The 11,980-nt window shown below is 41.4% G+C and carries 13 protein-coding genes; 3 read left to right on the top strand and 10 right to left on the bottom strand.

All coding sequences use genetic code 11. The features are described 5' to 3' along the window. Positions 1–188: 188 nt before the first annotated feature. Positions 189–998: a posphoenolpyruvate synthetase regulatory kinase/phosphorylase PpsR gene (ppsR, locus tag HWV03_RS05065; RefSeq protein ID WP_211674361.1), complete on the top strand. Its 810-nt coding sequence runs from the start codon at positions 189–191 to the stop codon at positions 996–998. Between the two features lie 65 nt (positions 999–1,063). On the opposite strand, the gene pabC is transcribed toward ppsR, so the two are convergent. The 4 genes from pabC to HWV03_RS05045 are packed head-to-tail and all read right to left on the bottom strand — an operon-like array spanning position 1,064 to position 3,984. Then, positions 1,064–1,903, bottom strand: coding sequence for an aminodeoxychorismate lyase (gene pabC, locus HWV03_RS05060; protein ID WP_211678782.1), 840 nt, complete (start codon positions 1,901–1,903; stop codon positions 1,064–1,066). A gap of 15 nt (positions 1,904–1,918) precedes the next feature. Further along, positions 1,919–2,632, bottom strand: coding sequence for an HD domain-containing protein (locus tag HWV03_RS05055; RefSeq protein ID WP_211678781.1), 714 nt, complete (start codon positions 2,630–2,632; stop codon positions 1,919–1,921). A 57-nt stretch (positions 2,633–2,689) separates the two neighbouring features. Then, on the bottom strand, positions 2,690–3,493 hold the full coding sequence (locus HWV03_RS05050) for a glycerophosphoryl diester phosphodiesterase (RefSeq protein WP_211678780.1): 804 nt from the start codon (positions 3,491–3,493) through the stop codon (positions 2,690–2,692). Positions 3,494–3,531: 38 nt separating this feature from the next. After that, on the bottom strand, positions 3,532–3,984 hold the full coding sequence (locus HWV03_RS05045) for a PaaI family thioesterase (RefSeq protein ID WP_211678779.1): 453 nt from the start codon (positions 3,982–3,984) through the stop codon (positions 3,532–3,534). Between the two features lie 238 nt (positions 3,985–4,222). On the opposite strand from HWV03_RS05045, the gene HWV03_RS05040 reads away from it, so the two are divergent. Beyond that, positions 4,223–5,440, top strand: coding sequence for a pyridoxal phosphate-dependent aminotransferase (locus tag HWV03_RS05040; protein ID WP_211678778.1), 1,218 nt, complete (start codon positions 4,223–4,225; stop codon positions 5,438–5,440). A gap of 106 nt (positions 5,441–5,546) precedes the next feature. On the opposite strand, the gene HWV03_RS05035 is transcribed toward HWV03_RS05040, so the two are convergent. The 4 genes from HWV03_RS05035 to HWV03_RS05020 form a co-directional block, all read right to left on the bottom strand. Beyond that, positions 5,547–5,963: a GFA family protein gene (locus HWV03_RS05035; RefSeq protein ID WP_211674354.1), complete on the bottom strand. Its 417-nt coding sequence runs from the start codon at positions 5,961–5,963 to the stop codon at positions 5,547–5,549. A gap of 236 nt (positions 5,964–6,199) precedes the next feature. Further along, positions 6,200–6,988: a metal ABC transporter permease gene (locus tag HWV03_RS05030; protein ID WP_211678777.1), complete on the bottom strand. Its 789-nt coding sequence runs from the start codon at positions 6,986–6,988 to the stop codon at positions 6,200–6,202. A 3-nt stretch (positions 6,989–6,991) separates the two neighbouring features. Then, entirely contained in the window at positions 6,992–7,897 is a 906-nt protein-coding gene (locus tag HWV03_RS05025; RefSeq protein WP_211678776.1) for a metal ABC transporter solute-binding protein, Zn/Mn family, read from the bottom strand. Next, complete coding sequence (locus HWV03_RS05020) at positions 7,887–9,035, bottom strand: DUF4179 domain-containing protein (protein WP_370629428.1); 1,149 nt, start codon at positions 9,033–9,035, stop codon at positions 7,887–7,889. Before HWV03_RS05020 ends, HWV03_RS05025 begins: the two co-directional genes overlap by 11 nt. 188 nt (positions 9,036–9,223) lie before the next feature. Here HWV03_RS05020 and yfbR point away from each other — a divergent pair, with 188 nt between their 5' ends. Beyond that, positions 9,224–9,802, top strand: a complete 579-nt coding sequence (gene yfbR, locus HWV03_RS05015; RefSeq protein WP_211678774.1) for a 5'-deoxynucleotidase — start codon at positions 9,224–9,226, stop codon at positions 9,800–9,802. A gap of 97 nt (positions 9,803–9,899) precedes the next feature. Here yfbR and HWV03_RS05010 read toward each other — a convergent pair whose 3' ends face one another. Together HWV03_RS05010 and HWV03_RS05005 are read right to left on the bottom strand one after the other, a co-directional pair. Beyond that, positions 9,900–10,538 carry a hypothetical protein gene (locus HWV03_RS05010; protein WP_211678773.1) on the bottom strand — a complete coding sequence of 213 codons (639 nt, stop codon included), beginning with the start codon at positions 10,536–10,538 and terminating at the stop codon, positions 9,900–9,902. 57 nt (positions 10,539–10,595) lie between these two features. Continuing rightward, entirely contained in the window at positions 10,596–11,942 is a 1,347-nt protein-coding gene (locus HWV03_RS05005) for an aminotransferase-like domain-containing protein (protein WP_211678772.1), read from the bottom strand. Positions 11,943–11,980 lie beyond the last annotated feature (38 nt).

Here is an 11,980-nt window from a genome sequence, read left to right as displayed (position 1 = left end):
AGTTCTCCAGTATTAAATCTATCTCAAAAATGATTTTAATTGTGAACGATATTCGATATTGCTCACATATTATCAATGCAAAATAATCATCTTGCTTTCCTTAGTGTTTTTAATCATACACAGCTATTAATTTCAATGTAAGATACTAACTTAGAAAATTTCATCTGTTTATGAAAAGGATAAAGTTAATGCAAACTGTTTTTTATGTCTCTGATGGCACGGCGATCACCGCTGAAGTCTTTGGTCACGCGCTTCTAAGCCAATTTCCGATCGAATTTGATCAGCATACTTATCCCTTTATCGAAACCGAAGAAAAAGCAAAATATGTTACTCAAAAAATTAATGAACATGTTGCTAAAACAGGACAGAAGCCACTCGTGTTTCATTCGATAGTTTCATCTGAAATAAGGACAATTATCGAATCAAATGAAGGCCATTCTCACGACTTTCTAAGTACATTTGTGGCGCCGCTTTCTGAGCAATTAAATATCAAGGCAGAACCAAAATCACACCGTACACATAGCCTTAAAAATGACACTTATGATGCCCGTATTGAAGCGGTCAATTATGCCCTCGCCAACGATGATGGCATTACCTGTAAAGATTACGATGATGCAGATTTAATCTTAGTCGGTGTATCACGTAGTGGCAAAACACCAACCAGTTTATATCTAGCATTACAGTTTGGTATCAAGACTGCCAACTACCCATTTATTGCCGATGATATGGATCATTTGAAACTGCCACCAGCATTAAAACGCAATAAACATAAAATATTTGGCTTAACCATCGATGTGAAGCGTCTGCAAGATATTCGTAGTGAACGTATTGCTAACAGTACTTATGCGTCACTACGTCAATGCAAATTAGAAATTTCGGAAGTGGAATACTTATACCGTAGCGAAAAAATTCCATACATTAACAGTACGTCATTTTCGGTTGAAGAGATCGCCACCAAGATCTTAGATAAGAAAGGGCTTAAACGTCGTATTTATTAATACCTCATTTATGTTAGTCATAATGGATAACGCGAGTGAGCTAACGTTATCCATTACATTGCATATTAAGCGTGTAATTCTTGTTGTAGTAAACGCCATACCGATGGATCATTCACTGCCAGATCATAACGAACAACATGAATATCGTCTTGAGCTCCCTGCTTTAAAATACGGTTGACAGGCACCACTTCCATCACTGAGTTGGTAATAAAAACTTCATCGGCACCCAGTACATCAGTAATAGTGTAATCTCCGGTTTTCAGTGTCAAACCCAGTTTATTCAATAAGTTTAAAATGTGCGTTTTCATCACACCTTCAATACCACTGCGCTTAGTACTCGGTGTATAGATTTTATCCCCAATAACCCAAAACACATTGGCTACAGATGTCTCGATAACATAACCGTCTGTCGAGCAAACCAGTCCATCAGCCATGCCATTAGCATCGAGTTCTTGCTTAATCATCACCTGGTCAAGTCTGTTTAACGTCTTCAATCCGGCTAATACTGGGTTCACCGTTTGTTGATATTGGCAAAGCATTAATTCAATACCCACACGCGCCCATTCACTGTATTGCGCAGGAATAGATCGATGCTGTAAAAACCAATTTGCGCTACTGCAATCTAACGTACCGTAACCACGACCCCCCTCGCCTCGGGTAATGGTGACTTTTAATACCCCGCCTTGTAATGCCAGTGCTTGCTGAGTGATAGCAGCGACCAGCTCATCCCATTCGGTAAACTCGATTGCGAGCACTGCACACGCCTGTTGTAAACGTGCCAAGTGTAAATCGAGTAGTAAGGCTTGCCCTGCAGCTATCTTAATGGTGGTAAAGTGCCCATCTCCAAAGTTAAAACCACGGTCGGCAATTGCAACATCTTGACTGACAGAGCCATTAATAATCATGATTTATGTATTCCATTAGGAGCTGAGTACTGATTGTATGTTCACTCTGGCTTGCTGTTCAAATTTTTCTTTAAAATAAGTCGAATAATAAATGATTGGCTGGCGTAAAAACCGTTTTAGCAAACATTTCCGAGCACGTTTATATAACCACAATGGTACATGTTGGTACTCGCTGCGAATAGCTTTTTCATAGTGTTCATAAATAGCGTTATGTTGACCTAGTATAGTTAAATCAATATCTAAAAATAACGCCTGATCATTAAGACTTGTTCGCGCTGTATCGGTTGCTTTCGACAAGAATTTTCCTGATTGCCTTTTGATTGTACGACTTGGCTTACTTGGGTGCTGGCTTAACAACACTAACTCATACACTTTTTGTACTAACTGTATCGATACCGCAAAGTTGGTGAGTGCTGTCACCGCATACTGTGCACTTTTGAGCTCGTTGTCAGCACGTCTCACATCATAAATAATATCATGGAACCAAATGGCGAGTGCTACCGCTAATGGATCATCAAGCTGATCTTGCACTTGATCAAACCAAGTAAAACAGCCCTCAATATGCGAGAGGTCATGATAATACCGATGCGCTTCTTGGTAATGGAGTAACAAACGCGACCAAGCTTGCTGTATTTGTACCATCGTCAAATGCGTAAAGTTATCTTGCAGTAATAATTGCCAACGCAGGGCTAAGCGTTCACTGACTGCATCGATATTGTTATCCGTCATGCTCTGCTGTCCTTTCCGTATGATATTTTCACCGATATACTTGAAGTTATCTCGCTATTAATTTCGGTAACAAGGCGGAAACTGTTGAGGAATGTCAGTGCAAATCCCCGTTACCCCCCAATTATAAAGCTGGTTCGCACGCGCCAAACAGTTAACCGTCCATACATTCACACTGTAACCTGCGACAGTCATAGCGTTGACTTGTTGTTCGGTCAAACCACTATCCTTAGGATGAATAAACTCAGCGCCTACATATTGCATCGAGGTTAGCCAATCATCCGGTAATGGCGCGTCGAACAAACACGCTAAACTTATTTCGGGCGCTCGACGTTTTATTTCGGCTAATAATAGATGATTAAAGCTGGAGATAAGTAACTGCTGCCCCCCTTGCCAGTGATGGTTAATGTCACGAATAACACCGTCTATCAATCGGTCTGTCGTGGCTTTATCAGCTCCTGACATCAATTCTAAATTCAGATTCATACCAGTTTCATTAGTGAATAAGATTAGATCCACCAGCGTCGGAATGCGTTCTCCAACAAAATCCAGCCCAAACCATGCACCCGCGTCAATATCATCTAGGTCGGTGACGATTTTATCGCATAATAACCCCCTGTGATCACTACAGCGGTCGAGGGCTTTGTCATGACAAATAACCACACTACCATCAGCGAGCATATTGGCATCGACTTCAATCCAAGGAACGTTATTGTCCTCTGCTAATTGAAAAGCGGCCAAGGTGTTTTCTGGGGCTATAGATGACGCACCACGATGCCCTATCACCATCTTTCCCGCGTTTTCACTGGCCGATGGATTAAATTGAAATGTATGCGGTGCTATTTCAGAAATACTATTTATCATAAACAAATCTCAGATGTAGTGTTTATCATAAAGAAAACCTATTTAGCTAGGCGAGTAATGGCACACGTTGCGGTACAGTGCGCATAAAGCTTACCATCGGCATCACAAATATCACCTTCCGAGATAATCACGGTTTTTGATATGTTTAGTACCTTGCCTCTTGCCTTTAATGCTGTATTTTTCGGAATTGGACGTACCATTTTTACATTCAGATCAACCGTGCCATAACTCTCACCAGCAACCAATGTCGAGTGTGTCGCGCAGCCCGTTACCGAATCAAGTATCGTTGCCGCAAAACCACCGTGTACACCGCCCATTGGATTTAAATGGCGATCATCGGCTTGCACGCTAAAATGAATCTGCCCTTCACTTACATCAACACATTGCATTGGCATTGTTTGGCAAATTGAAGGATGTGGGAATATTCCTTCCGCCATTGCTTGTAGTATCTCTAATCCACTCATTTTTGCTGGGTTTAACTGCTGACTCATGCGTTTTCCTTACTTCTATTAACATTGAATTTAACTGCTGTATTACAACAATATTCTCACAAAATCACCATAACTTGGTAACTATTGCTGACAATGTTACACCAGACCCGAGTTATTTAACAATGCCGCAACAATAAATCGACCTGAACGTCAAATATCACTTCCAACAATGCCTTATATACGTTACTTTTATTGCAGAAAGAAAAATAATTTACATATTTACAGCGTTGGAGCCGGGATGTACTCAATAGAAAAATCTCATAAGTTAGATAACGTGTGTTACGACATACGTGGACCAGTATTAAAAGAAGCGAATCGCTTAGAAGAAGAAGGTCATCGAGTAATCAAATTAAACATCGGGAATCCCGCCCCATTTGGTTTTGAAGCCCCAGAGGAAATCGTAAAAGACGTTATTCATAACCTACCATCGAGCCAAGGCTATTGTGACTCAAAAGGGCTATACTCTGCGCGTAAAGCAGTGATGCAACATTATCAACAGAAAGGTCTACTGAATGTGTCTATTGACAACATTTATCTGGGTAATGGCGTTTCAGAATTAATCATGATGTCGATGCAGGCATTGCTAAACAACGGCGATGAAGTGTTAGTACCGTCACCGGATTATCCATTGTGGACAGCGGCAATTACCCTTTCGGGTGGTAAAGCAACGCACTACATTTGTGATGAAGAATCTGATTGGTACCCTGATTTGGATGATATTAAAGCCAAGATCACACCAAATACCAAAGGTATTGTGTTAATCAATCCGAACAACCCAACGGGTGCGGTATACAGCAAAGAATTCTTGCTCGAAGTGATTGAAGTGGCGCGTCAGAATAAGTTGATTATTTTTGCAGATGAAATCTATGACAAGATCTTATATGACGGTGTTGAGCATGTGCCTATGTGTACGCTGGCACAAGATATTCTGATTGTTACCTTCAATGGTTTGTCTAAAGCGTACCGTATTGCCGGTTTCCGCTCTGGTTGGTTAGTATTAAGTGGTGCGACGCATCTTGCTAAAGACTATATTGCCGGATTAGAAATGTTGGCGTCTATGCGTCTGTGTTCAAACGTACCGATGCAGCATGCGATACAAACGGCGCTAGGTGGTTATCAAAGTATTAATGAATTGATTCTACCAGGCGGTCGTTTACTGGAACAACGTGATTTAGCCTGGAGGATGTTAAATGATATTCCGGGTATCACGTGTGTAAAACCAAAAGGTGCAATGTATCTGTTCCCAAAAATTGATATGGAAATGTACAATATCAAAGACGATCAGAAATTTGCATTAGATCTGTTACAACAAGAAAAGCTATTGATTGTACAAGGCACTGGTTTTAACTGGGCTCGCCCTGATCACTTCCGCGTAGTATTTTTACCGCGAGTTGAAGAGTTAACATTTGCGATCAACAAGCTGGCTAACTTCTTATCAACTTACCGTCAGGATTAGTTTGTAGGTAATACCATTGTAGATATTAGAAAGGCGTTGTAATGACGCCTTTTTTAATAAAAAATCTAATCTCGATGCTTTTTATTGGTCATTTTAAACATGCTTGTTATATCTGTTTTGCAAAATAAGCCATAATTTCAGCTTTGGTCATTTCTTTCGTTTCGTTTGAAAAGCAATAATAGTCAGGTCGCTGATCACTAAAGTATTGCATATCCATTTCTAATCCATTCAAATCTTTAAATATGCCCACTGGCATATTGTAATCACCACTGTCATTAAATTTAAAAAATAAATGGGTTCCACAATCAGTGCAAAAACCACGAGATGCCCAAGATGATGAATTATACGTCTTCACTTTATCCAACCCTGTAATACTTACATTCGTTCCACATTGAACAGCAAAAAATGGAGCACCACCCCATCCCCTGCATGAGTCACAGTGGCAGACAGTAAATCTAGGATTAATTTCGTTTGCGGTAATTTCAACAGCACCACAAAGGCAGCTTGCTTTTGAATGTAACATTTATATATTCCCCTTAGTTTATAACCATAGATGTGTTCCATTTAATAAATCAACAAAGCACTGTATATAATAACAGTACCCTAAGGCGGTATTAATGTCGATTAAATCTATTCCTAACAACTGTAAAATCAATTATTGATCTCTAAATCGAAACGTAAACTATATTGATGTGAAACGAAAAAAGCCCGACTCCAGAGTATTCTGAGATCAGGCTTTATTTTACGTGCGACTTTATCTTATGAAGCGCGAACTTCAGTCTTCATCACTAAAGGTTGCAGCAATAAATGAAACAGTACGCCAGATACAAACAAGGTAATGACGATACTTGCACCACTGGGTAAGTCATAGTGAGCTGACATTGCGATACCAGACAAAATACCTCCAACACCAATTCCCATGCTCGCGATAAAAAACCGTATACCTTTTAACGCCGATGCACAAAGAGCTGGGATCACCAATAACGCAAATTCAAGGTAGATCCCCGTCAACTTGACCGTTATCGGCATTAATATCGCGAAGATAATGTAGAAACCACTGCCATGCATAAACTCAGGTTTCATCGTGACCAAAGTCACCATCGCAGCAGTGATGATCGCCAACGGCCAAACATCATCCCATGTTGCCCATAATAGCTGACCATTTAAGATACCTTGGATAAAGTCGGCACCGTGCGGGTCTTTACTTGCCAATAAAATAGCCAATGAAGCAGACACCACAAATAAGCTTCCAATCATAGGTTCAAGGTGCTGTTGATAGTGCTTTTCCATTAAAGCGATTAAACCACACAGTAGTAGCGATAATACCCAAGGCCCAATCATTTGCCCTAACCAAGTCTCGGGTAATACATCAAAACCACTTAACCAATACTGGCTAAATGCAGCACCTAATGCGGCAACTTGTGCGACGGCTAAATCAATAAAAATGATTTTCCGCTGTAGCACTTGTTGCCCCAATATCACATTGCCCACCAGCGCAATCAAACCACACAACACCGCGGGGGCGAGCCAAAGATAATCCGCTAGCATAGGTTAACGCTTCTCTGATTGCGCAAGCACATCAAGTAAATCATCCAATATACCATCATACAGTTCGTCAAGGCTTTGCCCTTCCGATACCGTTAGTGGTAATTGAATCACTGGCTTTTGTGTTTGCTGATGCAGCCAATTGGCCGGTCGTTGATTCTGATGAGAAGAGTAAATAATCGCATCAAACGACGCTGGGTCTAACTTCGTCAACGATTGCAAATGTGCAGTCGTCGGCGAAATACCTGGCTTAGGCTCAAGATCTGCAACCTGCTCCATCCCCAACCAATCAAACAGATAACGATAGGTCTCGTGATAACTCACTACTTGCATACCTCGCAGCGGTTCAGCTCGCAGTTTCCATTCAACTAATTTTTTTCGCCAATGTTCACGGAACTTCACACCATTGACTAGGTAACTAAATGCATTAGCGGGATCTATACTTTCCAAACGTTTGCTCACCACGCGAGAAATTCGGATCATATCGTTGGCAGCAAACTGCACATGCGGATTACCATAGGCGTGAATATCCCCCATACTGCGGTCAACATGATGATGCGTATCCAACATGCTGACAATCTCTGACGCATACAGCATACTTTGCTTATTGTTTTGCACCGCCGGATTACTGCTTCGCGCCTGTAACATCGGCAACCAACCAATTTCCAACTCAGCACCTGAACACATGGCCATATCGGCTTGGCGCATCTTTGCAATTAAAGACGGCCTCGCTTGCACATAATGTGGGTCTTGCAGTGCCGTTGTCGCAGAATAGATGGTCGCTTTTGGTGCATGTGCAGCCAATAGTGCTTTCCATTCAGGCTCGCAGACAAAGATATTCAACGCGAGAGCAGGTGCAGACAACATTACCGCACTTACCGCCAGCATTAATGTTCTTTTCTTAAAACGCATGTGCACCATGGGCTCCAAACGTCATTACATATTGTAGTGTGAATACGTTATCCGTTTCTTTAGATTGGTTTTCAACACGTGAGTATTGGGCACGAACAGTACCAAAATGAGAAGAGTTCCACGCCAGCATCGCATCAAACTCACGGTCTTTCAGAGAGGTCAAATGTACATGTTCGCCATGTGCATGCCCGTCATAGCTTTCAGCTTCACCGTAGCGCAGACCTGTCGACCAACTAGGAGTAAAACGGTATACACCCGATACGTAATACGCGGCTAGATTATCAGGTGCATTCTTTTCACCTTGGTATTTACTATCCAGAATATCGTCTAACAACATGTATTCAGCTGATAGCGTTAAATTACGATATTTATAGTTGCCATTGGGCGCCCATTTCCACACAAAGTCAGCGCCGTATAGATTTGATCCCGTCACCGCCGATGCGTGGCTGTGATCATGGCCGTGATCGGCATGTTCACCATGCTTATGCTCTTTAAAACTTTTGGTTTTACCGTTGTCATTACGTAGGTAACTTAAACCAAACTGCCAGCTGGACGACGTAGAAAAATCATCTCCTAGTTTTAATGTCGTGGTATAAACACCCACTTCGGAGCCATCTTCCACAGCAGACATCTTACTGCCACTCAATGCCTCGACCCCCAGTTTCACATACATATCCGTTGGTAGTACTAGGTTTGCACGCAAACCATCATCATAATAATGGGAACCCAAGAAAGTACGGTAAGCGATTGGACGTTCAACAAAACTGTCCGTGTGTACATGCTGGTTGTTCAAATAACCAAAGTCTGACAAGAATCGTCCCGCTCGGATATTAAGACCATAAGGCATTGCCAATGTTTCAACAAACGCCTCTTCTAAAAGAAGCTCAGTTTCATCGCCATGCACCTCTAGCACTGTCGTTAATACGCCATGAAACTTGTCATCAATATTAGCGGACATACTGATTTCAGTGTGCCCGAGTCCAAAACCCTCCCCACGTTCTGAATTATTACGCTCACCATTTTGGTAGTAACCATCAAGTACAACGCCAATTTGTGGGTTTGACAACGTATTAGCAAAAGCAGGTGATACCAAGATGCTACCAATCGCGAGGGAGACCAATTTCTTTTTCACAACTATTTTCCTTAATTGTTATAATATAACACTCATATTTTGTTATGTTATAACATAACACTTCAAATGCAAAGCGAGAAATCTAACTATTTGAAATTTTGAGAGTATGCAAAGAGGTGCTACAGTAATGAAACCGATGACTTACGTGGTTTTAGCCTGTATCGTCATTAGATACTTTTTATTTGGAGAAGAGCATGAGCCATTTTTTTGCCCACCTTGCCCGCATGAAGTTAATTTATCGTTGGCCGCTGATGCGTAATGTCACCAATGAGAATATTGCCGAACACAGTTTACAGGTTGCAATGGTTGCCCATGCACTTGCGCTGATCGGGAATACTTATTACGACAAAAACTATGATCCTGACAAAGCAGCCTCAATGGCATTGTTCCACGACACCACCGAAGTGCTTACCGGTGATTTACCCACCCCAGTGAAATATTACAATAAAGCCATTATTCGTGAATATAACAAAATTGAATTGGCCGCTGAAAAAACCTTACTCGATATGTTGCCAGCAGAATTACGCGATGCATATAAGCCACTATTATCAAGCCCTGATCTTGATCCTATTTATAAAAAGTTAGTCAAAGATGCGGATATTCTCTGTGCTTATATGAAGTGTATTGAAGAGGAAAGCTGTGGTAACCATGAATTTGCGAAAGCCAAATTACGCTGTAAAAATGCATTAGACGAACGTATAACAGATGAAATTCGGTATTTCCTTGATGTGTTCTTACCGAGTATTGGTCAACCTTTTGATGACATGGACTAAACGGTCTTACGACAAATAAGCAGCTAAGAGTGTTAGCCAGCTATTTGTCATGTGCTGAAATACCTTATGCCTAGAATAACGTGAACTGATACATTATTTAATTATTAATAATAGGCGTCCAATTGAATTCGGCGTTGTAGCTAGTGCAATCAACGAGATCCACGTCTGCATTAGCCAGATATACCTGCTTCTTCTCTGAGGTCGGATATTCAAGATAATCTGAGCAGGTCGCACTTTGGCCTGTGCCAATAACCACTTTCGCCCCCGCGTTTAAACTGCATAAGGTAAGTTTATCTAGCGGCGACCATTGATAGCATATTTGATAATCACTACGATATTCAGCTATTTGTCCACGTGGACTTTTTAATGCCCACCACTCACCAAATTTACTCGCCGGATTGGCACTATTCCAAGCACGAAACAGTAAGATTTTAGTGTTCTGTTTAGCTACATAGACTTGCCCCTGACAGAGTCTGCCTTCCTCAGGTTCACCAATAGATTGCGCTAGTAATTCAGGGTCAGATACAGCGGTGAACTTACGACTAAACTCTATAGGTAATTCCATATCACCTGCACATTCCGCTGCCGAGGTCGGCGTTACTGTTGACGGTAATAGTAATACCGGAACTTCTGCATCCGCTGGTTCTATCTCTGGTGGTGTCGGATCTTTTTTAACGAACAAGGCACAGCCAGAACAACTTAAAATAAGTATACCCGTAATCATATTTTTCAACATAAACTCTCCTTAGCCTAATGTCCTATTATGGGTCTACATCATGAACAGTTAAAATAATTAAAATAGGAAGTGTGACCCCTGCCCATCTTGGAGTAAATTAGCTAGAGATACAACACCTTGCTGAAAACGTTGTTCGTCATCTATCGCCATTAAAGATAAACGAATATGATTGCTTTTATCACTCTGTTGCGAGAAGTAACCACCACTACTCACTAGTAATTTTTGGTTTTTAGCTTCCATCACAAAATGCTCTTGTCGCCAATGTTCCGGTAATTCCACCCAAATATGGTAACTTGTCGGCTGGCTAGAGCAAGACAAAAAACCCAATTTATCTGTCACAAACTGTTGTCGTTGCGCGGCCAATAATTTTTGTTGATGCGCCATAATAAAAGCCTCACCAGAGTTAATTAATTGTGCTGCTACAGCAAAATTAAGTGGTGAGGCCAGCCAGATAGAAGTACGGATGCATGCGCCTATTTTACGAATTTCACTTTTAGGCGCTTTAATAAATGCACAACGTAACGCAGGACTAATCGCTTTCGACAGACTGGTAATATGAAAACTTTTTTCGGGTATATAGTTTGTGATTGCCGGGATCGTCATTGGGTTTAAGAAGCCATAAATATCATCTTCTAATAACCAGATATTCCCTTCTTCGATCACTTTAGCAATGGTTTCTCTACGCGCTTGCGGCATAGTCACACCTGTTGGGTTTTGGTGTGACGGTACAATGACAACCAATTTCGGCTTATCGTTAAGAATAGCGTTTTTAAGTGCAGTCGGACACATCCCTTCATTATCCATTGCAACGTCAACAACGCGGCGACCCAATAAATTAGCGATAGAGAGAATACCAGGATAAGTAAATGCTTCAACCGCAATGCAATCACCTGGATTAGTATAGGTTTGGATCAGTATTTCCAGTGCATTCTGCGCGCCACTGGCAAGTAGTATTTCGTCAGGACCAGAAACGGATAAACCAAATTCCGCCGCCCATTTAACACCCGCTTCTCGGTGAGATAAGTGCCCAGAATGTTCGATATAACCCAATAGCTCACTCGGCAATGCCGCATACGTTTGCTGAAATGCAGCCTGTAAGGGTAAAACATTATATTTTAGGCAGGGTTGTAAAATTGAGAAATTATAATCTGCATCATCGTCGGAGGCTTGGATCACTGTTTCCAATTCAGAATTACCGCAAACAAACGTGCCACGGCCAACAAAGGATTCAACCTTGTTTTTTTCAACCAATAATTTATACGCCTTGGACACAGTTGTCGGCGTGGTCTCAAGCTCGTCGGCTAACACCCGGTGCGGCGGTAGTTTAGTATTAGGTTGATATACACCAGTATTAATTCTAGTTTCAATTGTTTCGGCTATTTGTCGAAACTTAATATCACTCATTAACTTACCTCTAATGAACACAGCAAAAACATAACATT

Source organism: Moritella sp. 36, assembly GCF_018219415.1.
GTDB lineage: Bacteria > Pseudomonadota > Gammaproteobacteria > Enterobacterales > Moritellaceae > Moritella.
Note: the sequence above shows the minus strand (reverse complement) of the source record. Positions and strands in the feature narration are given on the sequence as shown.

Excerpts from the sequence above, each read along its gene's own strand:
- yfbR (WP_211678774.1), top strand. The coding sequence starts at position 9,224 with ATGAGCCATTTTTTTGCCCACCTTGCCCGCATGAAGTTAATTTATCGT.
- HWV03_RS05045 (WP_211678779.1), bottom strand. The coding sequence starts at position 3,984 with ATGAGTCAGCAGTTAAACCCAGCAAAAATGAGTGGATTAGAGATACTA.
- HWV03_RS05055 (WP_211678781.1), bottom strand. The coding sequence starts at position 2,632 with ATGACGGATAACAATATCGATGCAGTCAGTGAACGCTTAGCCCTGCGT.
- HWV03_RS05030 (WP_211678777.1), bottom strand. The coding sequence starts at position 6,988 with ATGCTAGCGGATTATCTTTGGCTCGCCCCCGCGGTGTTGTGTGGTTTG.
- HWV03_RS05035 (WP_211674354.1), bottom strand. The coding sequence starts at position 5,963 with ATGTTACATTCAAAAGCAAGCTGCCTTTGTGGTGCTGTTGAAATTACC.
- HWV03_RS05040 (WP_211678778.1), top strand. The coding sequence starts at position 4,223 with ATGTACTCAATAGAAAAATCTCATAAGTTAGATAACGTGTGTTACGAC.
- HWV03_RS05025 (WP_211678776.1), bottom strand. The coding sequence starts at position 7,897 with ATGCGTTTTAAGAAAAGAACATTAATGCTGGCGGTAAGTGCGGTAATG.
- ppsR (WP_211674361.1), top strand. The coding sequence starts at position 189 with ATGCAAACTGTTTTTTATGTCTCTGATGGCACGGCGATCACCGCTGAA.
- HWV03_RS05050 (WP_211678780.1), bottom strand. The coding sequence starts at position 3,493 with ATGATAAATAGTATTTCTGAAATAGCACCGCATACATTTCAATTTAAT.
- HWV03_RS05005 (WP_211678772.1), bottom strand. The coding sequence starts at position 11,942 with ATGAGTGATATTAAGTTTCGACAAATAGCCGAAACAATTGAAACTAGA.
- HWV03_RS05010 (WP_211678773.1), bottom strand. The coding sequence starts at position 10,538 with ATGTTGAAAAATATGATTACGGGTATACTTATTTTAAGTTGTTCTGGC.
- pabC (WP_211678782.1), bottom strand. The coding sequence starts at position 1,903 with ATGATTATTAATGGCTCTGTCAGTCAAGATGTTGCAATTGCCGACCGT.